The following is a 23,858-nucleotide window of genomic DNA, read 5'->3' as shown; positions in this document are numbered from 1 at the left end:
AAAAGAGATGAGCACTAAAACCATGCCGTATGTACCGTTTAAAGTGAAAGACTTGTCGCTCGCTGCCTGGGGAAGAAAAGAAATTGAACTGGCAGAGGCTGAGATGCCGGGACTGATGTCTTTACGAGAAGAGTACAAGAAAGAACAACCCCTCAAAGGAGCACGCATTGCGGGATGTCTTCATATGACCATCCAGACTGCTGTTCTGATAGAGACCTTGATAGCCCTGGGTGCTGAGGTAACCTGGAGCTCTTGTAATATATTTTCCACCCAAGACCATGCGGCCGCTGCGATCGCCGCCGCAGGAGTGCCTGTTTATGCCTGGAAAGGAATGAATGAGAAAGAATTCGACTGGTGTATTGAACAAACCTTATTTTTTGGCGAAGACCGCGCACCCCTAAATATGATCCTGGATGACGGAGGGGATCTTACCAATATGGTCCTGGATCAATATCCGGAACTAGCGGCAGGAATCAAAGGCCTTTCTGAGGAAACAACCACAGGTGTCCACAGATTATACGAACGTGTAAAAAACGGCACCCTACTTATGCCGGCCATCAATGTAAACGACTCGGTTACCAAATCTAAATTTGACAATAAGTACGGCTGCAAAGAAAGTGCTGTAGATGCTATAAGAAGAGCTACCGATACCATGTTGGCGGGGAAACGCGTTGTTGTTGCAGGTTATGGCGATGTTGGTAAAGGAACGGCTGCCTCCTTCAGAGGAGCTGGTGCTATCGTAACAGTTACGGAAATAGATCCTATTTGTGCCTTACAAGCCTGCATGGACGGGTTTGAAGTTAAAAAACTCGAGACAGTTGTTGCCAATGCAGATATAGTGATTACCGCTACGGGCAATAAAGATATTATCAGGGAGAAGCACTTCCGTGCCATGCGCGATAAGGTCATTGTTTGCAATATTGGTCATTTTGATAATGAGATAGACATGGCATGGTTAAACAGCGCTTATGGAAATACAAAAGATGAGATCAAACCACAGGTAGATAAATATACAGTAGACGGAAAGGATATAGTTGTTTTAGCTGAGGGCCGACTCGTAAATCTTGGCTGTGCAACAGGGCATCCGAGTTTTGTGATGAGTAACTCATTCACCAACCAGACCCTTGCACAAATTGAGCTTTGGAAACACAGTGAGAACTACGAGAACGATGTATATATGTTGCCAAAACACCTGGATGAAAAAGTTGCACAATTGCATTTATCACGCTTAGGTGCCGAGCTTACTGAATTGGAAGAAGAGCAGGCAGCTTACATCGGAGTACCTAAAAAAGGACCTTTTAAGCCAGATTATTACAGATACTAATCTGATATATTTGATATAAAAAAAGCTCTTGATTTCTCAAGAGCTTTTTTTATTTGTGTTGAAGCAGTTGTTCTTATGCCTCAAAAGGTTCTATTGAAACAAAGGATTTTCCTCCCGCTTTTTTCTGAAACTTAACAAGACCATCTACTCTTGCATGTAAGGTATGGTCCTTCCCGGCATACACATTCTCACCAGGGTTGTGTTTGGTGCCTCTTTGTCTTACTATGATATTCCCGGCAGCGGCGGCCTGGCCACCAAAGATTTTAACGCCTAATCGTTTCGATTCTGACTCTCTACCGTTCTTGGAACTACCTACACCTTTTTTATGTGCCATAATTCTAAATTTTTGTGAGCAATGCTCTATTCTTATTTACTTAATGCTGCAATTAACTCAGCTTTCTTCATAGAAGAAATACCTTCAATACCTTTTGCCTTTGCCATTTCTTTTAGCTCAGCTACGGTATTCTTACTTAGATCTACCGTTTTTTGAGGGGCAGCCTTCTTTGCAGCTGGCTTCTTAGGGGCCGCTGCTTTAGCTTTAGTAGTTTCTTTTATAGGAGCCGCCTTTGCAACCTCTTTTACAGCAGCCTCTTTTTTAGGAGCGGCCTTTGCGACCTCCTTTTTAGGGGCTTCTTTTTTAGCTCCTTTGGCTATGATCCCTTCTATATGGATCTCTGTTAGATACTGGCGGTGACCATTTTTCTTTTGGTACCCTTTACGTCTTTTCTTTTTAAAGACGATCACTTTGTCACCTTTCAGGTGCTTAACGATCTTTGCCTCTACGGCAGCGCCGTCTATAGCCGGGGCGCCAATGGTGATGTCCTTACCATCTTCCAAAAGAAGTACATTGTGAAAAGAAACTTTCTTTCCTTCTTCTTCCTTTAAACGGTGAACGTACACTTTCTGGTCTTTCGCAACCTTAAATTGCTGCCCTGCTATTTCTACAATTGCATACATAGCGTTTCTATTATTTATTAAACCTCCCGGCTCTTTGGCTTCAATTGAGAGCCATGGACCTTTTAGGAGGGTGCAAATATACTGCTAAATTGGGAATTGGCAAGCGATTTAAAAACAAAATCCCTTATCGGGAAGCGGTATTTTTTGTAGACTTAAATAATTGCATAAAACTGAGTGTTAGTACAATGGTGGTAGCAAAGCCCATAATGGCCACAGTGAAGAATACGATCGCCTCAAAACTTTCAAAACTACTAAACCACTGAGAGGACAAATGCTCTAAAAACTCAGGATCTATCTCCGTAGAGTAGATGGCAAAGAAAATGGTAAAAACAAGGGTTGCCATAAAACCGGTAACTAATCCGGCTTTAAAGCCCGTACCATACGAGAATTTTTCCTTTTCCTGTATTTTAAAATATTTAATGGCCTCATAGATCGCAAAGCCTGTGATCACTCCATTGAACAAACTGTAAAAAACATTGGTATGAAGATCTACCAGGGAAAGGATCAAAAAATAAGCAATGAGACTGCCGCTTGCGGCAATGCCAAAACGAATTGGTAAGGCTACTTTGTTCATATATATGTTACGGTTAATGTAAAGATGTCAAATTATGAAATAATAGTTAATATTGCTGTTAATTCTTGTTAAAGCTATAGGAATCTTTATATTTACGTGGGAAAATTGTAAGTTCTCATTTAGGAACTACAATGTACCAATTTTCAATACATACTTCATATTAATAATTCAAAAAAAAACACATGAGAAAAAGAAAATTTACCGGCCTTGCCTTTGCCTTTCTCTTTATGACCTTGACGGCCAGTGCCCAAGAGGTTGTTTACGAGGAATACGACCTGGACAATGGGCTGCATGTTATCCTTCATCAGGACAATACCGCCCCTGTGGTGACCACTTCAGTTATGTATCACGTAGGTGGAAAAGACAGAACAGAAGGGCGTACCGGTTTTGCCCACCTCTTTGAACACCTTTTGTTTGAAGGGACCAAAAATATAGAAAAAGGAAAATGGTTTGAGATAGTTTCATCTAACGGAGGTCAGAATAACGCCAATACGTCACAGGACAGAACCTATTACTACGAGGTTTTTCCTTCCAATAATCTGGAACTAGGATTATGGTTAGAATCTGAGCGGATGTTACATCCAATCATTAACCAGGATGGGATAGATACTCAGCAGGAAGTTGTGAAGGAAGAGAAAAGATTGCGATATGACAATTCTCCCTATGGTCAATTATTGCCTGTATTAGGTGAAAACCTTTTTAAGGTGCACCCTTATAAGGATCCCAATATTGGCTATATGGAAGATCTGGACGCGGCCACCCTAGAGGACGTTATAGCGTACAATAAGAAATATTATGTTCCTAATAATGCCGTGCTAGTAGTAGCGGGAGATATAGATGTGCCTGCCACCAAAAAAATGATCAGTGATTATTTTGGCACTATCCCAAGAGGAGCAGATATTACACGTAGCTATCCTCAGGAAACACCTATCACTGAAGAGATCAATGCCACTGCTTACGATCCTAACATACAGATCCCGGCTGTAATGGTTGCCTATCGCACGCCCGGTTTTGCTGAACGAGATGCCTATGTTCTGGATATGATCTCTACCTATCTTAGTGACGGTAAAAGCTCCAAGCTCTACAAAAAGATGGTAGACGACCAAAAACAGGCTTTACAAGTTGGTGCTTTTAATATAGGACAGGAAGACTATGGTATGTATCTGGTTTTTGCATTGCCTGTAGGAGAAACCACTCTAGACGTTCTAGCCACAGAAATGGAAACGGAAGTAGCGAAAGTAAGGACCGATCTAATCTCAGAAAACGACTATCAGAAATTGCAGAATAAATTTGAAAATCGCTATGTGAACTCCAATTCGAGTATTCAGGGTATTGCCGGAACACTGGCCACTTCCTACATGTTGTATGGAGATACCGATCTGATCAATAAGGAAATTGACATTTTCCGCTCTATTACCAGAGAAGAAATTCGGGATGTAGCCGCTAAATATCTGAAACCAAATCAGCGTGTAGTAATCGATTATTTACCTAAGGACAAAACAGACAACTAAGAAGATGAAAAAAATATATTGTACAGTATTACTGGCCTTTATGGCCTTCGCAGTTCAGGCGCAGATAGACCGGTCTAAAATGCCGGAGCCCGGACCTTCACCTGAGATCAATTTGCAAGATCCTCAGCGATTTGAACTAAATAATGGCCTAAAGGTGCTTGTGGTTGAAAATCACAAATTACCTCGTGTGTCCATTCAACTCACCCTTGATAATCCTCCCATATTAGAAGGGGATAAAGCAGGGGTTTCCAGTTTAACCGGAAGCCTCCTCGGTAACGGATCTAAGACCATCCCAAAAGACGAATTCAATGAGGAAGTTGACTTTTTAGGAGCAAATATTAGTTTTGGTTCTCAAAGTGCTTTCGCCAGTTCCTTGTCGAAATACTTTCCAAGGATCCTTGAATTAATGGCAGATGCGGCCATTAATCCTAATTTCACACAGGAGGAATTCGATAAGGAAAAAGACAAGCTTATTACCGGACTTAAAACTGAGGAAAAAGATGTCGCTGCTATTGCAGGAAGGGTGCAAAGAGCCCTTGCCTATGGTGTTAATCATCCCTATGGAGAATTTACCACAGAGGAGACCGTAAACAATGTTAGCCTGTTGGATGTACAACAGTTCTATAGCAATTACTTTGTACCGGCGAATTCCTATTTAGTGATCATAGGAGATGTTTCCTTTGATCAGGTAAAGGAATTGGTCACCAAAGAGTTTACACCCTGGACCAAGGCTTCGCCACCATCATTTACCTTCTCTAAACCAACTGATGCCCAGTATACCCAAATAAATTTTGTGGATGTGCCAAATGCGGTGCAGTCAGAGATCACCGTTCAGAATCTTGTCAACCTTCAAATGAAGGATGAAGATTACTTACCTGCCCTGGTGGCCAATCAGATCCTTGGTGGAGGTGGAGAAGCAAGACTCTTTCTTAATCTCCGTGAAGATAAAGGCTATACCTATGGTTCTTATTCTCGTATTGGGAATGATAAATATGCTCCATCCAGGTTTAGTGCTTCGGCCAGTGTTCGTAACGTTGTTACTGACAGTTCTGTAGTAGAATTACTCTCTGAAATTGACAGGATCGCTAAAGAGCCTGTTTCTGAAAAGGAATTGAAGAACACTAAGGCAAAATACGTGGGTAACTTTGTGTTAGCGCTCGAAAGGCCTTCTACCATAGCCCGTTATGCTCTGAACATTGAAACAGAAGGACTGCCCAAGGACTTTTACAAGACCTATTTGGAAAGGATCAATGCCATTTCCATTGAAGATGTACAAGCAGCCTCCCAAAAATATTTTTCTGTTGATAACGCCCGTGTGGTAGTGGCCGGAAAAGGAAGTGAAGTCTTGGAAAATTTGGAAAAAGTTTCATTTAATGGGAAGACCGTTCCTGTTAAGTACTATGACAAATATGCCAAGGATGCTGAAAAACCGAATTATGAGGCCGCCATACCGGAAGGGGTAACGGTGCAATCTATAGTTGATAAATATTTTGAAGCTATTGGCGGAAAAGACAAGGTAGATGATATTACATCTCTTAAATTGGTGTATGAAGGAACCGCAATGGGTGCTACTATTAAGTTAGAAGAAAAGCGGACTCCGGATAAATTTGCACAGATAACCTATATGAACGGAGCTGCCATGGGCGGAGTTATTGCCAAAGGAGACGAGTTGTTTGCCAAGCAAGGTACCAACAATGTACCGCTTCCTCCGGACATGCAAAAAGACATGTTGCAATCACTGGGTATTTTTGTAGAGCAGCGTATTGCTGCCAATCCTGCAGCGAAGGTTGCGGGTACTGAAATGGTAGATGGCAAAGAGGCCATTAAAATTGAGGTTCCCGGAGCCGTTATACAGGCCACTTATTTCTATGATATAGAGACCGGACTTAAAGTTAAGGAAGCTTCTGTAACCACTATGGGAGGACAATCTCAGTCCCAGGAAGCCTTGCTTAAAGACTATACTGAAGTAGAGGGAATAAAGTTCCCATCTGTTAGAATGAGTCAATTAGGTCCTCAGATGGTAGAATTCAAATTAGCTGAAGCCGTGATCAATGTAGCGGTTACTGACGTCGATTTCGAATAAATTATCATCCAATAATTTTTTATGAAGCGTATCTCAACTCTGAGGTACGCTTCTTTTTTTGTTCACAAGGTACACTCCAAGCAAAATAATTGCAGCCGCTCCTACCTGCCACAGGCTAAATCGCTCACCGTCCAGAAGGCCCCATAATATCCCTACCACAGGGATCAAATAGGTGACCGATACTGAAAAAACAGGAGATGAGATCTGTATCAGTTTATTGAACATCACCTTAGCCACACAGGTACCCAAAATACTCAGTATAAATACGTAGCCCAGGGAACTCATAAAATAGGTTCCTTCCCTTACGGGTGCACTAAATGCCCCGGAAGAAAACAACAAGATCAGCGCAGGGATTACCATAAAGGCAAAATTCCCCACCGCAATACCCATAGGAGACACCTCCTGCAACTTGCTTTTAATGATATTGGCATTACATGCATATAATACGGTTGCCAGTACAACCAGTCCTGCATACCAATAATTTTGATTCGGATTAATATCTGAACCGATATAAATAAGGAGAATTGCCCCTGCAAGACCCGTTAATACGCCAATTACCTGGTTTTTGGTAAAACTGATCTTAAAGGCAAGAAAACCAATAAGAATGGTAAAAAGTGGAACCAGGGAGTTTAGAATGGAAGCTATGCTACTATCAATTTCTGTTTCTGCATATGAAAAGAGGAAGACAGGAATAAAACTCCCAAATAATCCGGAGAGTGCGACCCAAAACCATTCTTGCCTGGAAATATTCCTGATAGATCTGAACCCTACCAGAAAAAGGAAGAAGGTGGTAATTACTATTCTAATGGATCCCAATTGAATTGGAGTAAAGCCTTCCAGCCCTTTTTTGATCAATATGTAGGATGTTCCCCAAATAATCGAAAGGATCACTAAGTACAACCACTTTCGGTTCACATCTCCCATATTGCATTAATATTCGGCAAAAATGATACTTTTTACTGAATTACTTAGTGCTCCCTTTTGTATTTTTGTATAAGTAAATTCCTGAATCATGTCGATAAAATCAACTGCGATCTTCCTGTCTCTTATTATACTCATGTTTTCTTGCAAAACAGATCCAAAAAAAGACCCAACATCTTCTAAAATGGAAGAGGTAATGGCGGTACATGATGAAGTAATGCCTAAAATGGGAACCATAAGCCGTCTTATTGGCGATCTAAAACCAAAAGTAGATTCTACCGAAATGGGCAAAGAATACCAGAAAGCCATGCGCGATCTTCAAGGTGCACATACCTCTATGATGGATTGGATGAAGGGTTTTGGGGAACGCTTTGACCATGAGGAAATAATGAATGGGAAGGAGCTCACTGCAGAGAAAAAAGAATGGTTACTGGAAGAGGAGGTTAAAGTAAATGAGCTTAAAGAACAAATCAACAACAGTATTGCCAATGCCGAAAGGATGTTGGCTGAGAACTAAAAAGGAAGGTTTCCCAGATCTACATTACCTCCTGAAATAATAATTCCAACCTTCTGATCTTTAAATTTAGAGCGTTCCCTGTAAAGTCCGGCCAAGGCTACCGCACTGGAAGGCTCCACAATGATCTTCATCCTTTCCCAGATCAAGCGCATTGCGGCTATGATCTCTTCTTCTTCAACCCTGATGATGGTATTTACATATTCCAGAATAACGGGGAGGGTATTACTCCCTAATTGGGTTTTTAAACCATCGGCAATGGTATTGGTGGTTAGATTCGATTCTATCTTGCCACTTTGTAAGGACCTGTAGGCATCATCCACTTCAAAAGGTTCTGTACCTATGACCCTGCAATTGCCTCCCATAGCGGCGGCTGCAAAAGCCGTGCCGGCAATTAATCCGCCCCCACCTACGGGCACAAATATGGCATTCAAATCGGGATACTCTTCCAGAAGTTCCAGGGCAGCGGTACCTTGTCCCAGGATCACATCGAGGTCATTAGAAGGGTGAAGAAATGTAGCGCCGGTCTTTTCCTGAATTTCCCTGGCCATGGTGTTTCTTGCCTCGAGGGTGGGTTCACATATATAAATTGACCCTCCATATTCTTGTACCCCAATTTTTTTTACTTCAGGAGCGGTAGTAGGCATTACAATATGGGCTTTTACACCTAACATCTGAGCAGAGAGTGACAAAGCCTGAGCAAAATTACCTGAGGAATGCGTTACGACTCCTTTTTCTCTTGCTTCGGGAGTGAGTTTTAATATAGCATGGGTAGCACCCCGCATTTTATATGCTCCCATTCGCTGGAAATTCTCACACTTAAAAAAGACCTCCGCGCCTATGGCCGCATTTATAAGCCTTGAGGTTAAAACAGCTGTCTTATGTATATATGGCTTAATGAGATCATGACAAGCCAGAAGTTGTGTCCTGTTCATAGCGAAAGGTTTGTTTTCTTTTCCTGTTAGTGCCAACTTAGGGTTTCCAGAATCTTGCGAACGTCATTCTGAAGGTAAGCGGCTGCAGGGTAAATAGAATCGTAATTGGGCTTTGCATAAAAATACAGAGAGCCGGTTAAAAAATGTGATGTGCTGTCTGTTACATAGAATTGTGCTTGTGATGCCGCATTACCTTTCACCTCATAGAACATACCAAACACCCGTGCATCTTCATTTATAAATTTCTGCTCCACGATGTTATCTGCCTTTATCACATGCTCGTATGAAAGTTTTTGAGCATCAGAAAGTAAGTCTTTTAAATTATTTTGTACCGGTTTATAGGTAAGATAAATGGCCCCTTTCAGAGAGGGGTAATCCAGGGTAAAGGAAGACTGTCTAAGATCCTTGACCTTGGCGAGACTATTGTATTGAAAACTGTAATCGTCTGTTTGGACCTGGCTAGTCTCACCTTTGGGGTATTCCAGGCGGAGTTGAGCCTTAGGCTTGGGTAGTACCTCATCTTTGCACCCAACAAGGAACAAAAAAGAGAAAATTCCGATAAATAAAAGCTTAGACCTCATGAGGTAAGGTAATTTTGATCTGTTTTAATCGTTTTCTGTCAAGGCTCTCAACCACAAACTGGTAATTCTTAAATATGATCTTTTCGCCTCTTTTAGGGAAATTGCCTGCAATTTCCAGCACAAAACCTGCAATAGTTTCGGATTCACCTTTTTGATATTCAAAATCGGATTCGTTCTCGATCTTCGCAACCCTGTAAAAGTCTTTCAGGGCAGTTTTCCCATCAAACACATAGTTGTAGTCATCCAATTTTGAAAAGATCAGATCTTCATCATCAAATTCGTCACTAATATCCCCTACGATCTCTTCAATAATGTCTTCCAGGGTCACTATCCCGGAAGTTCCTCCATATTCATCTACTACCACAGCAAGGTGATTCTTTTTCTCCTGAAATTCGAGGAGCAAATCGTCTAGTTTCTTGTTCTCGGGCACAAAATAAGGTTCACGTATAAGGCTGATCCAATTAAAATTCTTTCTGTCTATGTACGGTAGCAGGTCCTTTACATAGAGTACCCCTACCACTTTATCTATATGATCCGAAAATACGGGGATACGAGAATAGCCATGTTTCTTTATCTCTTCGAGAACCTCCGGAAATTTCATAACTTCCTGTAAGGCAAAAATATCTATCCGAGGCCGCATAACCTGTTTGGTATCTGTGTTGCCAAAAGAAACGATCCCTTCTAATATTTTCTGTTCCTCCTTAGTGGTATCCCCATCGGAAGTAAGCTCTAGTGCCTGGGATAAATGATCTACACTGAGATTTGTCTTTTGTTTACCAAACTTATTGTACAAATAAATGGTGATTGAGCGCATCGGAGTACTGAGGGGGGAGAGTAAGATGTCCAGAACTTTAAGCGGATACGCCATAAAATGGGAGAATTGACGCTTGTTTCTATTTGCATAGATCTTGGGAAGTATCTCCCCAAACATCAGAATTAGAAAGGTTGCAACCACTACTTCCAGTAAAAACCGTATGGAAAGTACCCCCATGATCTCATAAGTAATGGAGGCAAATAAAGTATCCCCTATATCACTAAAAAGAAGTACGATACCAATGTTAACAGCATTATTGGCTATAAGAATGGTGGCCAGTAATTTTTTTGGACGCTCCAGTAGTTTCACTACGATACTTCCCTTAGAAGTGTTTCCCTCTTGTATCTCTTTAAGTTCTGTAATGGAAAGACTAAAAAATGCAATTTCTGCACCAGAGACAAGCGCTGAGCATGCCAACAGGGCGAATAATACAATGATCTTAATTACTATGAGGCTGTCGTAATCAGCAAAACCCATTAATAATTGAAAGGAATCCGGATCCACGCGCAGTTCAGTTAGTTAATAAGATCAAAAAGGCAAATCGTCGTCCTGCTCGGAAGTTGCCATAGAACTTTGTGGCTTTGGTCTTTCAGCATTGGAGGTTTTAGGGGTAGCAGCAGTCTTCCTGGCCGAAGCTTGCGGCTCACTGTTCATATTTTCCTGTTTGGTAGTCAGAAAGGTAAAGTCTTGCACATGAATTTCTGTGGTGTATTTGGTAACACCGTCTTCCCCTTGCCATTGTCTGGTCTTTAGCCGTCCTTCAACATAGATCTTATCTCCTTTGTTCAGATATTTTTCACAGATCTCGGCCGCTTTATTGCGAACTACAATATTGTGCCATTCTGTGGAGGTAACTTTTTCACCTGTTTGTTTATTCGTATAGGTTTCATTAGTAGCTATTGGGAATCTTCCAATGCAATTTCCTCCTTCAAAATAATGAAGTTTTACTTCATCTCCCAGATGCCCTATCAGCATCACTTTATTCAATGTTCCACTCATGATATAGATTTAGGCCAAAAGTACGAATTTTTAAATGTTTCTAGGAATTCTGCCAGCAATACTGGTACAGGATATTGAGGCAGGCTCTCGAGCGAAATTCCGCCCCTTAAATCCTCCTGTAATTCCACGATCCAAAACCTGGTGATTAGGTGCTGATGTGATAATTTATGGATCACAGGATCTTCTTTCCACAAGACAAAATCTTTTATCTTGCCTGCCATAGACGATACATCCCCATAAATTTTGGCTTCTTCCTGCAGGGAATCGGTTTCGATCAGCGGAAATTCGTACAAATGTTGCCAAATTCCTTTGCCCGTTCGTTTGTTGAGTTTCGTATACCCCTGTTGGTCTATAAAAACGAGATAATTAAAGTATCTGATTGTAACCTTGTTCTTTTTGAGCTTAACCGGTAGCATAGCAATTTTTGCTTGCTGCAAGGCCATACACCCGGTATTTAATGGACATTGATCACAAACTGGTCGTTGAGGAGTACATTGAAGTGCCCCAAATTCCATGATCGCCTGGTTGTAGTCGGCTATGGAAGTTGCATCCATTACTTCGACAGCCAATTTTTTAAAATAGCGTATTCCCTCTGAACTATTAATAGGCAGATCTACACCAAAATACCTTGCCAATACTCTATAAACATTCCCGTCTACTACCGGCCTTGCCTCGTTAAAACAGATAGAGGAAATGGCGCTGGCGGTATAATCTCCAACCCCCTTTAATTTTAGAAGTTCTTTATACGAATCCGGAAATTGGCCGTCATAATTAGCAGTGATAGTCTTTGCCGTAAAATGTAGGTTCCTTGCCCGGGAGTAGTAGCCCAGGCCTTGCCAGAGCTTTAGTACTTCCGATTCACTTGCAGCTGCCAATTGGTGTACTTTGGGGTAGTTTTCAATAAAGCGATGATAGTAAGGCAGGCCTTGCGCAACCCTAGTTTGCTGTAGGATAATCTCAGACAACCAGATCTTATAAGGATCCCGCGTATTTCGCCAAGGAAGTGGCCTTTTATTTCTAGAATACCAGTGGAGGATTGTTTTGGAAAAAGTACTCATACTAAGAATGTGAGTAAAAGTAAGGCATTTAAAGACTTAAAATTAGTTCTTTAGGACAAAAGAATGAATAATATTTATATATTTGCAAGCCTGAAAAAATAACAGAATAAGTAAATACAAGCATGACGAAAGCAGATATCGTATCTAAGATCTCAGAAAAATTGGGAATAGAAAAAGGTGATGTACAAGCCACTGTAGAAACATTTATGGAGGAGGTAAAAACATCGCTCGAAAATGGTGATAATGTGTACCTAAGAGGTTTTGGGAGTTTTATCATTAAAACGAGAGCAGAAAAAACAGGTAGGAATATTTCGAAAAATACGACGATCAAAATACCTGCTCACAACATTCCGGCATTTAAACCAGCAAAGGTTTTTGTTGAAGGAGTAAAAAGTAATGTAGAAGTTAAATAATAACCGAAATAAAAGCAGAGTTTTATGCCGAGTGGTAAGAAAAGAAAAAGACACAAGGTGGCCACACACAAGCGAAAAAAGCGCAGAAGAGCCAACCGCCACAAGAAGAAGTAGTTTAAGTAACTACTTTTTCGTTTTAATACGTTCATTGACATAGAAATTCTAAAAAGGATTTCGACGGGTTTATACAACCTGTAACAACTAATGTTTAATCCATTCCGTTATAAGCGGAATAAAAATTGATTCAGGTGAATAGAGAATTAATCGTAAGATCCAATTCCGTTGCCGTCGATTTTGCCTTATTAAAAGATGGAAAGCTCATTGAACTTCACAAAGATGAAAATGATCATAATTTCAATGTTGGTGATATTCTTATCGCCAAGATTCGGAAACCTGTAACGGGGCTAAATGCAGCCTTTGTTAATGTAGGGTATGAGAAAGATGCATTTTTGCATTATCATGATCTTGGACCGCAATTGTCGTCCATGTTGAAGTTTGTTAAAAGAGTAAGTATGGGGAAACTCAGAGATTATTCCCTTAAAAATTTTCCATTAGAAAAAGATATTGATAAGCATGGTACCATAACAAATGTGGTAAAAGCAAATCAATCACTTCTGGTTCAAATTGTAAAAGAACCCATTTCCACCAAAGGACCCCGGATAAGTTCAGAACTTTCTATTGCGGGCAGGTATTTGGTAATGGTCCCTTTCTCGGACCGCGTTTCTGTTTCTCAAAAAATAGAAAGCAACGAGGAAAAGGATCGTCTTAAAAGGCTTGTTAAAAGCATTAAGCCAAAAGGATTTGGAGTTATTATTAGAACCGTTGCAGAAGGCAAAAAAGTAGCAGAACTGGATAAAGATCTTCAAAACTTGCTGAACAAATGGACAGCAATGTGTAAGAAATTGTATAAAGCACCCACTCCATCCAAAGTATTGGTAGAGGTCAATAGAGCCTCTTCAATCTTAAGAGATGTTTTTAATGACTCCTTTACCGGTATCCATGTGGATGATGAAACGCTTTATACCCAACTGAAGGATTACGTGCATGAGATTGCACCAGAGAAAGAATCCATAGTAAAGTTGTACAGTTCAACCGTCCCGATTTTTGAAAAATTTGGGATAGAAAGACAGATCAAAACCTCATTTGGACGCACGGCGTCTATGAGTAAAGGAGCCTATTTGGTTATTGAACACACAGAGGCGTTGCACGTTATTGATGTAAATAGCGGTAACCGATCTAATAAGGCCAATAACCAGGAAGATACGGCCCTTGAGGTGAATATGCTGGCAGCAGAAGAAATTGCAAGACAATTACGTCTGCGAGATATGGGAGGAATTATCGTCATCGACTTTATCGATATGGTAAAATCTGATCATAGAAAAAAACTGTTCGATCATCTTAGAAATGAGATGAAAGACGATAGGGCCAAGCATAAGATATTACCCCCTAGCAAATTTGGATTGGTTCAAATAACCAGACAACGTGTTAGGCCCGAAGTCAATATCAAAACCACAGAGGAAAACCCCAGTGGTAGTGATCAGGAGGTAGAAGCTCCAATTGTGCTGATTGAAAAGATCAATGATGATCTTGAACATATTTTGAAAAATACCGCTAAGGATAAAGGAATAGTGATAAACACTCATCCATTTATTGCAGCGTATCTAACAAAAGGATTTCCATCAATCCGTTCCAAATGGTTTTTGGAACATAAGAAGTGGATAAAGATCCAGCCAAGAGATGCATATACATATCTTGAATACCATTTTATTGACAAGGACGGTAAAGACATAGGCTAAAAAAAGCGGCTTCGTAAGAAGTCGCTTTTTTTGTTTTAGTACCTTTGAGCCATGCCTGCGACTCCCTCATATACCCTAGAAGAAGCGAAAAGAAAACTTGAATATTTTTGCGCCTATCAAGACAGGTGTCACCAGGAGGTATTGATGAAATTAAAACATATGCATATGATCCCCGATGCTATAGATCATATCATGGGGCACCTTATCCAACTAGACTATCTCAATGAAGAACGATTTGCACGGAATTATGCCCGTGGTAAATTCAATCACAAACATTGGGGGCGTATCCGAATAACCCAGGAACTGCGCAAGAGAAATATCTCCCCTATCAATATTAAGATCGCCCTAAAGGAATTAGATGATTCTACGTACCTCAGTTCTCTTGAATCTCTGGCCAAAAAAAAACTTGGGCAACTACAAGGAAAAGAAAAAGAAGTGCAAAAAAGAAAACTGGCTGACTATCTTTTGTACCGGGGCTGGGAAAGTTCTTTGGTATACGAGCAAGTTATTCACTTAATTCCCAATAACTAATTAATTGTTTTATGCCAATGATTTAATGGCCTTCTTGGTGCGTTCTATAGCCTTTTGATTCTTCCACTCTAACCATTGCTTTCCTCCAATACGCCTCATTCCGTTATCCAGATTTCGCATGATCAAAACATTGTAAAGAGCTTTGCTTAAATGCAGGGGATTCCTTGCTACAGATCTAAGGCTCATTGAAAAACCGGGAGTTATATACTTCATATAGTGCCAATAACCCTCGGGCATATAGAGCACCTCTCCATGATTTAGCTGTGTTTTATAACCTACTGCGAATTTCAGTGCAGGCCATTTATCATAATCCGGGCGAGAAAAATCAATCGACTCATGCGTAATAAGTGAATGAGGTATCTTATAAAGGTAATTGTTCTCGCTTTGAGGGAAAAGAATACATTCCTTCTTCCCGGCAAAATGGAAATGGAAGATATTAGCCAGATCAATGTCGTAGTGCATAAAGGTATGTGAGTCTGTTCCTCCAAAAAAAAGCATCGGAAGACCTTTCATAATGGGAACGCCAAAATCAGGAAAGTTAAAGTCCTTCTGAAGTTCAGGCACTTCTTTCATCACGTTCCAAAGAAAGATCCTGTATTTGGTAGGCTCTTTTAACAAAAGATCTATATAATCTTTCATCTTCATAGTGGCATGCGGCTGATTAAAACCCTCTTTGTGATCCACAGGCCTGTCATCGTACAGAGGCACAATTTTCTCTCCGGCTATTTCCTTTATATACTCAAAATTCCATTTGGAATACGCCGGCCAGTCCTCAATATGCCTTTCGATCACCACAGGTTTTTGCGGCCTCAAATAGTCCTTCAAGAACTGATCTTTGGTAAGGGTCGTAATTCTGGGTATCTCAATTAATTTCAATACGTTCGCATTTTGTCAGCTTCCCAAAGGTAAAAAATCGAAATTATCCGATACAAAAATGTAGTTCAAGAACGATGCCAATAAAGGCTTATGAAGACTTGGCTTTTTGTTTTGCCAATTCATTCCGTTCAATAGTATGACCTGGTCTGGACCATTTTGGACGCTCGCCAATTGCCTTAAATTGAGACTCTTCTTCTTCCAGTGTCTTGGGTTGTGGCATTTTTTCGAACGCCTTTTGCGGTTGCAGTCCTAATAGCCTGAACATCTCCATATCTTCATTCACATCCGGATTAGGGGTAGTCAATAGTTTGTCGCCTGCAAAAATAGAATTTGCCCCGGCAAAGAAACACATAGCCTGTCCTTCCCTGCTCATCTCTGTACGACCGGCTGAAAGCCTTACCTGGGTCTTTGGCATCACGATCCTGGTGGTTGCGACCATTCTTATCATGTCCCAAATAGGAATGGGCTCCATATCTTCCATGGGGGTTCCTTCTACAGCCACTAAGGCATTGATGGGAACCGACTCTGGCTGAGGATCTAAAGTGGCGAGTGCCACTAACATCCCCGCTCTGTCCTCTAGCTTTTCACCCATGCCAATGATGCCACCACTGCACACGGTTACATTGCTCTTTCTTACATTATCTATGGTCTCCAGACGATCCTGGAAGGCCCTGGTTGAAATAACGTCCTTATAATAATCCTCGGAAGTGTCCAAATTGTGGTTATAGGCATAAAGTCCGGCTTCCGCCAAGCGTTGCGCCTGGTTCTCGGTAAGCATTCCAAGGGTGCAACATACCTCCATATCTAACTTATTGATGGTACGAACCATTTCCAATACCTGATCAAATTCTGGTCCGTCCTTTACATTGCGCCAGGCAGCACCCATACAAACCCTGGAACTTCCGGAGGCCTTTGCTCTCAATGCCTGTGCTTTTACATGAGATACGGTCATTAAGTCATTCCCTTCAATATCGGTATGGTAACGGGCAGCCTGAGGACAATATCCGCAGTCTTCCGGACATCCGCCTGTCTTAATAGACAATAGTGTAGATACCTGAACCTTGTTAGGATCGTGATGTTTTCTGTGAATGGTAGCCGACTTATAGAGGAGCTCCATCATGGGAAGATTATATATATCGAGTATTTCCGCTTTGGTCCAATTGTGTCTTTCTTCGTTCATACAGCTAATTTAGGCCTGTTCAAAAATAGAGAATCCTTTGAAATAGTGACAATAATAGGTCATTAATATATGTCAAATCCCTTAGTTCGGGTGTTTTAATAAAATACTAACCGCATTACCGCCAAATCCAACGGCATTTACAAGAATCCTGTGCAGCTTTTTACTTTCCGCTTTTGGATTGTTATAGGGCAAGGGAATAAAAACCTGATGTTGCAACATCAATAGCGCCATTTCCAGGCTCAAAAGTCCGGACGCACCCAGGGTATGCCCTGTTTTCCATTTGTTAGTGGTTAAGAGAGGTAATTCCGAACCAAAGACCTTTTGCACCGCCTTGAATTCTGACAGATCTCCCTGTAGTGTCCCCGGAGCGTGCATTACAATTGCATCTACAGATCCCGGGGGAATATCCCCTAAAGCCATTTTCATTGATCGTTGAAAACAACTAGCCTCTGTTGAGATAGATACGGAATGCTCCAATATTTCGGTTGCAAAGCCAATACCTTCAATTACAGCCGTGCTTCTTTTTGAAATGCCTTGTTCCAAACATGCCATCACGGCACCTTCTCCCAAGACCATGCTATTCCTTGTCTTGGTTAGATCGAGGGCTTTTGAAGGATAGTCCTCTTTCTCCTGTGAATAGATCTTCAGGGCCTTCATCTGAGCAATTGTAAAATCGGTGAGCGGGGCCTCACTACCTCCTACCAGGAATTTCGCAGCCATGCCACTTTGGATCCAGGCAATACCGTTTAGCATTGCGTGCAAAGCTGTTGAGCAAGTTATGGAGTGTGAGATCTCAGGACCTGTAGTTTGCAGGTCATGAGCCACCCAGGAAGAAATATTCCCAAGCGTGGTAGTAGGGGATGCCAAAGGTACGGTCCTGCCTTCTGTCAGAAACTCCTGATGATATTTTTCAAATAATCCGGTGGCACCTCGGGAGGAACCTATATTTACGCCAATATCTTTTTGGTTTTCCCATCCCGCCAGAGCTATGGCCTTCCTAGCGCTTAACATAGCAAAGAGGACCGTATCATCCAATTTCCTGTAGTCCTGATTCTCTTGTCGCAGGATATTAATTAATTTTTGATTCTTTTCTGATACAGGAGCTACCCAGGCGGCTTCGCCTTTAAAAACAACTTCCTTTAACGCATGGCTATTGGTGGAATACGATTGCCAAACCTCCTCACTGCCCTCCCCCAGTGCGGAAAGAGAGTGGATTGAAACTATGGATATGGGATTGATCAAGAAAATAAGATTTTGGGACAAAAATACTTGTTCTAATCTTCTTTCCGCCTATCAACTATGTAAATCCTTTCCGGGATGATACAAGAAGTCAACGCAATCTATGGCACAATGTCCAAAGCACTCAATATAGCAGCATAGACCTTTTGTAATTGGGCATCTGAAACAACATAAGGTGGCAATATATAGATAGTGTTCCCCAACGGCCTTAAGAAAACACCCTGCTCCATGAAGTGGGCAAACAACTGGTCTCTTAAACTACCATACCTTGCTGTTTGAGTTTTTAGATCTAAGGCATAGATAATACCCAGCTGCCTGGTACTTGCTACTTTGGGATGATCTTTTACTAGTTGATCAAATTCTTGATGGTTCTCTATGATTCTTTGAATATGTGACTGAATTTCCGAAGATCGCAAAAGCTCTATAGCCGCCAACGCAGCAGTGCATGCTAAGGGATTTGCGGTATAGGTATGTCCATGAAAAAAACCCTTGACAATCTCATCCTTGTAAAATGCATCATAAATCTTTTGGGTACAGCTGGTAATAGCCATAGGTAAGAGACCGGCAGTTAGTGCTTTGGAAAGACATAGTATATCTGGTTTTACCGTTATCTGATCTGAAGCAAAATTTGTTCCCGTCTTCCCAAAACCGGTCATAACCTCATCTGCAATGGTGATGATGCCGTGTAATTTCAACACTCTAACGATTCTGCAAAGATGTTCTGCATGGTGCATTTTCATGCCAGCGGCCCCTTGCACAAGGGGTTCGTAAATAAATCCGGCAACGTCCTCCTTTTTTAGCCTTTCTGCGAGCGTTTCTAAAATCTCTTCGATACTTTCTGAAGTAGGTACAGGGATCCTTTCTACTGCAATGAAGTGTTGTTCAAAAGGTCCGTTGTAGGAAGAGAGTCCGGAAACCGACATGGCTCCAAAAGTATCTCCGTGAAACCCTTCTTCAAAAGCGAGCATCACAGTTCGCTTTTCTCCTTTATTATAAAAATACTGCAGGGCCATTTTGATGCCTATCTCGGTGGCGGTCGACCCGTTATCTGAAAAGAACAACTTTGCCTGATTATAAGGTAAGATCTCCATTAGGGCCTCCGAAAGCGCAATGGCGGGTTCATGGGTGAATCCGCTAAAAACCACCTGATCTAGTTGTAGCATTTGTTGTGCCACACGCTGAGTGATTTGTGGGTTGCAATGCCCATACATAGCCGTATACCAGGAGGCAATCCCATCTATGTATTCTTTTTCATCCTCATCAACCAAGATTGCACCAGTTGCCCTTTGGATGCCCAGCATGGTTGGGTGCAGCTTATGTTGTGTTAAAGGATGCCACAAATACTTTTTATCTCTTTCCGAAAGTTTCTTCAAGACCACTATTTTAGGGAAACATCTATTTATCTATCTTGCAGTATAGGGGAAATTCCCTAGGAACATGCTAAGCAAAGTTATAACATCTCTTACTCCTACCTATGAAAAATTGAATGATCGCAAGGTTTTTCTATGGTTAACACTTATATCCGTACTGCTTCGCCTCCCCTTTTTTTTCAGAGATTATGTAGACAGAGATGAGAGTACTTTTATTCTGATGGCTCAATCATGGATTGATGGGCACTTGCCATACACCCAATTATGGGATCTGAAACCTCCGCTTGTTTATCTATTCTTCGCTCTGATAATTTACATATTTGGTAAAAGTTTTATCGCTATCCGGCTTGTGGGAGCCCTGGCAGTAGCAATCATCGCCTTCTTTACCTATAAAATAGGGAAAGAAGTGAAATCTACTTTGGTAGGGTTCTGGGCAGCCATTGGCTGTGTGTATTTACTTAGCCTTTTTGGCAGTTTACAGGGGGTGATGTCTGAGCACCTGAGCATGCTTTTTTTTATGCCCGCCCTTTATATACTCATCAAATACAATCAAAAGAAATGGTTTTTTTTCGCAGGCATATCCCTGGGTATTTCTTTGATGATGAAGCTAAATCTTGCCTATGCTGTTCTTGGTATCGTCTTATTTTTTATGGTCAGCGGTTACCGAAATAAAAATCTGCTTCAAGGACTGTTCAAGATGATGATCCTTGGATCAGGAATTGTATTGATCGTAGTCCTGACCGCCCTGCCCTATGCGCTGGACGAAGTATTCTCTGTTTGGATAGATTCTGTGATCCTGGCGCCGTTGGCCTACGCAAAAACCCTTCAAAGTTCTATATTTAAAGTACTCCCCTTATGTGTTGTACTCCTTGCAGCCGCTGTCGTAAGCTGGAAGAAAAAATGGCTCAACTTCAGGGAGCCTGCTATTGTATTGCTGGTAACAGTAAGTGCGGGAGTGGTATTTTCCTTTTTGAAAAGTGGCAAAGTAAACGGACATTACCTTATGCAACTCTATCCCATCTTGTTAGTGCTTATAGGCATTGCCCTTACCAATGCCATAGTTTTCAAATCAAAATATTATCCTATTATCCTGGTACTGGCCTTTTTGATCCCGGCAGAATCCTATAAGGAGTACTATGCCATTATTAAAAACAAAGTGACGCATGGCACCTACTTCAACGGAGAAGGAATTAGCGTGCCCAATTCTATTTTGACAAATGGATTAAACTCTAAAGAGGTCCTTTTTTTTGAATATCATATTGGGTATTGGTTGCTGGATGCGTCCCCTCCGACCAAGGCAGCTACTCATCCGAGTAATATTTGCAGGGCCGATCTGTTCCCATATTTCGATAATCCAAGGAAAACTTCTATGGCCGAATTGGTATTTCTCATGGATAGTATTCGCCCAAAAACAGTGATCACCAGAAAAGATAAATCCGTTTTCGATAAGGAATATATAGCAGAAGATGCCTATGTAAGGGCCTATTTAACTGATCACTATAGTTTAGAAGGAATCGTAGGCAGGGCCGAGATTTTTACAAGACTAGAGGGCCAATAGATTCTCTTTGAATTGGCTTGCGTATTTTCTTATAAGGGCTCTGTCAAATTTTTGCTCTTCTTCAATTCGACCAATAGACTGTATCCCTGTTTTAGACAAAATAATCTCTTCTGTGCTAGGGTGTTTATCCCCGCTGAATAAAACAGACACCTCATACCCTTTGTCTTGCAGCCAACCAATGGTTAGCAGCGAATGGTTAATACTTCCCAGGTAATGCCGGGAGACCACTACCACCTTATAATTTGGTTTAATCAGATCCAGAATGGTATTCTTTTCATTGAGAGGAACTAGCAGACCACCTGCTCCTTCAATGACCAGATGATTGTTGGTTTCTGGTTCCCTTATGTTCTTTAATTGAATGCTTATACCATCTATATTAGCTGCAGCATGTGGACTCATAGGTGTATTTAGAGCGTAGCTGTTCTTGTGGATCACGGTTCTTTTATTGCTAATGAGTTCTGCGATCTTATGGCTGTCTGTGTGCTCCAGGTCGCCTGCCTGTATTGGCTTCCAATAATCTGCTTCCAGGGCTTCCACTATCATGGCAGAGGCCATGGTCTTCCCAACTTCAGTAGAGATTCCTGTTACAAAAATACGTTTCATGGATCAGGATGGTTGGGTGATCATCTGACAGTTCAGACATTTATATTTTGTCTTTTCGAAAAAGGGAAAGAGTTTGTTAAAGATCCCTTTTCGGGTGTAATAGACCTCTGAACGCTGAGCCTTACAATTGGGACAGGTAACGGGGTTTCCTTCATCATCTATGGCATATCTCCTGAATTCGTCATAGATAGCGATAGCCTTCTCTTTATCTTTGGTATATACCTGTAGTTTTACGCCCCCTATAGCCTGACTAGCCAGAGGATCCATATTTAGAAAGTTCTCATCGCGCAGGTAAACGTAGATCCCTTCAGATTCTAGTCGGCCTTTGATGACCTGAACATCTGCAGGAAACTCAAAGGCGCCCAAAGTATAGAATTTGTCAGTCATGTAACTCCTTTTTCATTGCAGTAGCCAAGATACTCAATACTTCCAAGATTTCATTGTGGGTGTTATAAGAGTGAAGGCAAAACCGGAGGCGTTCTTGCCCCTCAGGCACGGTAGGCGACAGAATAGGTCTAACATCAAATCCGTTCTTTTGCAAAACATCTGCTATCTTCTTTACGCTGGTATTCCCTGGAATAACGCAGCAATGAATGGCAGAAGCACTGGGGATAAAGTTGTTATTCAATTCTAAATTCCTGACTTGCCGGGTAAAGATCATGATATTTTCTTTTAAGCTTTCTTTTTGTTGCTTGAATTCTGCCGATGTAGCGTCTTGGATTACTGTAAGGATAGAGGCCACCGTCATGGGCGGTAAGGCTGTGGTATAAATAAAACTCCTTGCGAAATTTAAGAGATAGGACTTTAAGGGGGCACTCCCCAGTATAGCCGATCCCTGTACTCCCATGGCTTTACCGAAAGTAACTATCCGCGCAAACAAAACCTCATCATCAAATCCTGTAATTCCAAGATCGTCTATGGCCTTATTTATTCCGCGGATGGCATGAGCCTCATCGAGGATCAGTTTACATTGATACTCCCTGCACAATGAAATGAGATTGGGCAGATCCGGACTATCTCCGTCCATAGAAAAGACAGATTCTGTAACTACATAACAAATGGATGATGGCTCTGCATCACCCCTGATCTTTTTAAGGATGACTCCCAAATCATCGAAGTCATTGTGTTTAAATTTCAGGCTTTTAGCGGTTCCCATTCGGATCCCATCGCGCATACTGGCATGGATGTATTCGTCAAAGACCACGACATCGGTACGTTGAGGTACTGCCGAAAAAAAGCCAAGATTGGCGTCGTAACCCGAATTAAATATCAGAGCCGATTCTGCGTTGTAATGGGCTGCCAGTTGTTGTTCGGTTTCCTCATACAAGTGACTATTGCCCGATAGTAACCTGGAACCGGTAGACCCGTTTTGCAGTATATTCCGTTCGTTTAACAGTTTATATGCCTTGTGAAAGTCTGCCTCGTTTGTAGCCATCCCCAGATAGTCATTCGATACAAAATCTACCTTCTTTGAATTAGACTGTAATTCACGAAGTGCATTCCGCTCACTTCGTTCCTGTAGTTTTTGAGTTAATTTTCTTGGCAGCCTTGTCATGCCACAAAAGTAGCATTTACATCAATAAATGCTATCTTCCTTTTTACAAACAGCAACATAAATTTCCGTTTAGGATGGCAATTGAATTTACCCGTGTGAGTCGGCAAGAAGAACTGGCAGAAATACTAGCGCTTCAGGAGCAGAACCTTGCTACTAATCTTACGGAAAAAGAGATTGAAAAGGAAGGTTTTGTGACCGTGTCTCACACCTTAGACCTCTTGTCCAAAATGAACGCGATTTGTCCTCATATCATCGCCAAGGACAAAGGGCGGGTCATTGGGTATGCGCTATGTATGCATCCCGATTTTTCCAGGGAGATTCCGGTACTCTTATCCATGTTTGAACAAATCGGGGAGGTGGTGCCAACAGAGCAATCTTATTTGGTCATGGGGCAGGTTTGTATTGATAAGGCATACAGAGGAAAAGGGATATTCAGAGGATTATACAAGACCATGAAGAGATCTCT

The 23,858-nt window shown here is 41.5% G+C and carries 25 protein-coding genes; 9 read left to right on the top strand and 16 right to left on the bottom strand.

All coding sequences use genetic code 11. The features are described 5' to 3' along the window. Window positions 1–7 precede the first annotated feature (7 nt). A complete protein-coding gene (ahcY, locus tag WBM49_RS13000) occupies window positions 8–1,324 on the top strand; it encodes an adenosylhomocysteinase (RefSeq protein ID WP_424372479.1) in 1,317 nt (438 codons plus the stop codon). 73 nt (window positions 1,325–1,397) lie between these two features. On the opposite strand, the gene rpmA is transcribed toward ahcY, so the two are convergent. The 3 genes from rpmA to WBM49_RS12985 form a co-directional block, all read right to left on the bottom strand. Next, on the bottom strand, window positions 1,398–1,658 hold the full coding sequence (rpmA, locus tag WBM49_RS12995) for a 50S ribosomal protein L27 (RefSeq protein WP_424372478.1): 261 nt from the start codon (window positions 1,656–1,658) through the stop codon (window positions 1,398–1,400). A gap of 32 nt (window positions 1,659–1,690) precedes the next feature. Beyond that, entirely contained in the window at window positions 1,691–2,281 is a 591-nt protein-coding gene (rplU, locus tag WBM49_RS12990) for a 50S ribosomal protein L21 (RefSeq protein ID WP_424372477.1), read from the bottom strand. A gap of 124 nt (window positions 2,282–2,405) precedes the next feature. Further along, entirely contained in the window at window positions 2,406–2,855 is a 450-nt protein-coding gene (locus WBM49_RS12985) for a DUF4199 domain-containing protein (protein WP_424372476.1), read from the bottom strand. Window positions 2,856–3,037: 182 nt separating this feature from the next. Between WBM49_RS12985 and WBM49_RS12980 the strand changes: the two genes are divergently transcribed. Both WBM49_RS12980 and WBM49_RS12975 read left to right on the top strand, forming a co-directional pair. After that, window positions 3,038–4,366 carry a M16 family metallopeptidase gene (locus WBM49_RS12980; protein WP_424372475.1) on the top strand — a complete coding sequence of 443 codons (1,329 nt, stop codon included), beginning with the start codon at window positions 3,038–3,040 and terminating at the stop codon, window positions 4,364–4,366. A gap of 4 nt (window positions 4,367–4,370) precedes the next feature. Continuing rightward, the gene (locus tag WBM49_RS12975) at window positions 4,371–6,449 is read left to right on the top strand and encodes a M16 family metallopeptidase (protein ID WP_424372474.1); all 2,079 of its coding nucleotides are present in this window, start codon (window positions 4,371–4,373) and stop codon (window positions 6,447–6,449) included. Window positions 6,450–6,482: 33 nt separating this feature from the next. On the opposite strand, the gene WBM49_RS12970 is transcribed toward WBM49_RS12975, so the two are convergent. Continuing rightward, the gene (locus WBM49_RS12970) at window positions 6,483–7,373 is read right to left on the bottom strand and encodes a DMT family transporter (RefSeq protein ID WP_424372473.1); all 891 of its coding nucleotides are present in this window, start codon (window positions 7,371–7,373) and stop codon (window positions 6,483–6,485) included. Window positions 7,374–7,461: 88 nt separating this feature from the next. On the opposite strand from WBM49_RS12970, the gene WBM49_RS12965 reads away from it, so the two are divergent. After that, window positions 7,462–7,887 (top strand): hypothetical protein, encoded by a 426-nt coding sequence (locus tag WBM49_RS12965; protein WP_424372472.1) that lies wholly within the window; start codon window positions 7,462–7,464, stop codon window positions 7,885–7,887. Here WBM49_RS12965 and WBM49_RS12960 read toward each other — a convergent pair. Genes WBM49_RS12960 through mutY form a run of 5 tightly spaced genes read right to left on the bottom strand, consistent with a single transcriptional unit; the run spans window position 7,884 to window position 12,271 of the window. After that, window positions 7,884–8,819, bottom strand: coding sequence for a pyridoxal-phosphate dependent enzyme (locus tag WBM49_RS12960; RefSeq protein ID WP_424372471.1), 936 nt, complete (start codon window positions 8,817–8,819; stop codon window positions 7,884–7,886). The genes WBM49_RS12965 and WBM49_RS12960 overlap by 4 nt on opposite strands. 26 nt (window positions 8,820–8,845) lie before the next feature. Beyond that, window positions 8,846–9,400, bottom strand: a complete 555-nt coding sequence (gene gldD, locus WBM49_RS12955; protein ID WP_424372470.1) for a gliding motility lipoprotein GldD — start codon at window positions 9,398–9,400, stop codon at window positions 8,846–8,848. Continuing rightward, window positions 9,390–10,691, bottom strand: coding sequence for a gliding motility-associated protein GldE (locus WBM49_RS12950; protein ID WP_424372495.1), 1,302 nt, complete (start codon window positions 10,689–10,691; stop codon window positions 9,390–9,392). Before WBM49_RS12950 ends, gldD begins: the two co-directional genes overlap by 11 nt. Before the next feature lie 51 nt (window positions 10,692–10,742). Beyond that, complete coding sequence (locus WBM49_RS12945) at window positions 10,743–11,213, bottom strand: single-stranded DNA-binding protein (protein WP_424372469.1); 471 nt, start codon at window positions 11,211–11,213, stop codon at window positions 10,743–10,745. After that, complete coding sequence (gene mutY, locus WBM49_RS12940; protein WP_424372468.1) at window positions 11,210–12,271, bottom strand: A/G-specific adenine glycosylase; 1,062 nt, start codon at window positions 12,269–12,271, stop codon at window positions 11,210–11,212. The genes WBM49_RS12945 and mutY overlap by 4 nt, the downstream gene beginning before the upstream one ends. Window positions 12,272–12,393: 122 nt before the next feature. Here mutY and WBM49_RS12935 point away from each other — a divergent pair, with 122 nt between their 5' ends. The 3 genes from WBM49_RS12935 to WBM49_RS12925 all read left to right on the top strand — a co-directional run bounded on the left by WBM49_RS12935 (window position 12,394) and on the right by WBM49_RS12925 (window position 15,011). Continuing rightward, on the top strand, window positions 12,394–12,684 hold the full coding sequence (locus tag WBM49_RS12935; protein ID WP_297762527.1) for an HU family DNA-binding protein: 291 nt from the start codon (window positions 12,394–12,396) through the stop codon (window positions 12,682–12,684). A 248-nt stretch (window positions 12,685–12,932) separates the two neighbouring features. Continuing rightward, the gene (locus WBM49_RS12930) at window positions 12,933–14,480 is read left to right on the top strand and encodes an Rne/Rng family ribonuclease (protein WP_424372467.1); all 1,548 of its coding nucleotides are present in this window, start codon (window positions 12,933–12,935) and stop codon (window positions 14,478–14,480) included. Window positions 14,481–14,645: 165 nt separating this feature from the next. Beyond that, window positions 14,646–15,011 carry a regulatory protein RecX gene (locus WBM49_RS12925; protein WP_424372466.1) on the top strand — a complete coding sequence of 122 codons (366 nt, stop codon included), beginning with the start codon at window positions 14,646–14,648 and terminating at the stop codon, window positions 15,009–15,011. Window positions 15,012–15,020: 9 nt separating this feature from the next. On the opposite strand, the gene WBM49_RS12920 is transcribed toward WBM49_RS12925, so the two are convergent. The 4 genes from WBM49_RS12920 to bioA form a co-directional block, all read right to left on the bottom strand. Then, window positions 15,021–15,887: a cupin-like domain-containing protein gene (locus WBM49_RS12920; protein ID WP_424372465.1), complete on the bottom strand. Its 867-nt coding sequence runs from the start codon at window positions 15,885–15,887 to the stop codon at window positions 15,021–15,023. A gap of 88 nt (window positions 15,888–15,975) precedes the next feature. Beyond that, on the bottom strand, window positions 15,976–17,067 hold the full coding sequence (gene bioB, locus WBM49_RS12915) for a biotin synthase BioB (RefSeq protein ID WP_424372464.1): 1,092 nt from the start codon (window positions 17,065–17,067) through the stop codon (window positions 15,976–15,978). A gap of 81 nt (window positions 17,068–17,148) precedes the next feature. Continuing rightward, window positions 17,149–18,309 (bottom strand): beta-ketoacyl synthase N-terminal-like domain-containing protein, encoded by a 1,161-nt coding sequence (locus WBM49_RS12910; protein ID WP_424372463.1) that lies wholly within the window; start codon window positions 18,307–18,309, stop codon window positions 17,149–17,151. Between the two features lie 98 nt (window positions 18,310–18,407). Further along, entirely contained in the window at window positions 18,408–19,679 is a 1,272-nt protein-coding gene (gene bioA / locus WBM49_RS12905; protein WP_424372462.1) for an adenosylmethionine--8-amino-7-oxononanoate transaminase, read from the bottom strand. Window positions 19,680–19,743: 64 nt separating this feature from the next. On the opposite strand from bioA, the gene WBM49_RS12900 reads away from it, so the two are divergent. Then, a complete protein-coding gene (locus WBM49_RS12900; protein WP_424372461.1) occupies window positions 19,744–21,234 on the top strand; it encodes an ArnT family glycosyltransferase in 1,491 nt (496 codons plus the stop codon). Here WBM49_RS12900 and bioD read toward each other — a convergent pair. The 3 genes from bioD to WBM49_RS12885 are packed head-to-tail and all read right to left on the bottom strand — an operon-like array spanning window position 21,220 to window position 23,392. Further along, a complete protein-coding gene (bioD, locus tag WBM49_RS12895) occupies window positions 21,220–21,837 on the bottom strand; it encodes a dethiobiotin synthase (RefSeq protein ID WP_424372460.1) in 618 nt (205 codons plus the stop codon). The two genes, WBM49_RS12900 and bioD, sit on opposite strands and share 15 nt — an antisense overlap. A 3-nt stretch (window positions 21,838–21,840) precedes the next feature. Continuing rightward, entirely contained in the window at window positions 21,841–22,224 is a 384-nt protein-coding gene (locus WBM49_RS12890) for a DUF2007 domain-containing protein (protein ID WP_424372459.1), read from the bottom strand. Next, window positions 22,217–23,392, bottom strand: coding sequence for an aminotransferase class I/II-fold pyridoxal phosphate-dependent enzyme (locus WBM49_RS12885; RefSeq protein ID WP_424372458.1), 1,176 nt, complete (start codon window positions 23,390–23,392; stop codon window positions 22,217–22,219). Before WBM49_RS12885 ends, WBM49_RS12890 begins: the two co-directional genes overlap by 8 nt. 74 nt (window positions 23,393–23,466) lie before the next feature. On the opposite strand from WBM49_RS12885, the gene WBM49_RS12880 reads away from it, so the two are divergent. After that, the coding region (locus tag WBM49_RS12880) for a GNAT family N-acetyltransferase (protein WP_424372457.1) at window positions 23,467–23,858 on the top strand (392 nt) is incomplete at its 3' end.

This window comes from Muriicola sp. (genome assembly GCF_049669965.1).
Classification (GTDB): Bacteria; Bacteroidota; Bacteroidia; order Flavobacteriales; family Flavobacteriaceae; genus Muriicola.
The sequence above is the reverse complement of the archived record's forward strand: the minus strand, read 5'-3'. Positions and strand labels throughout refer to the sequence as shown.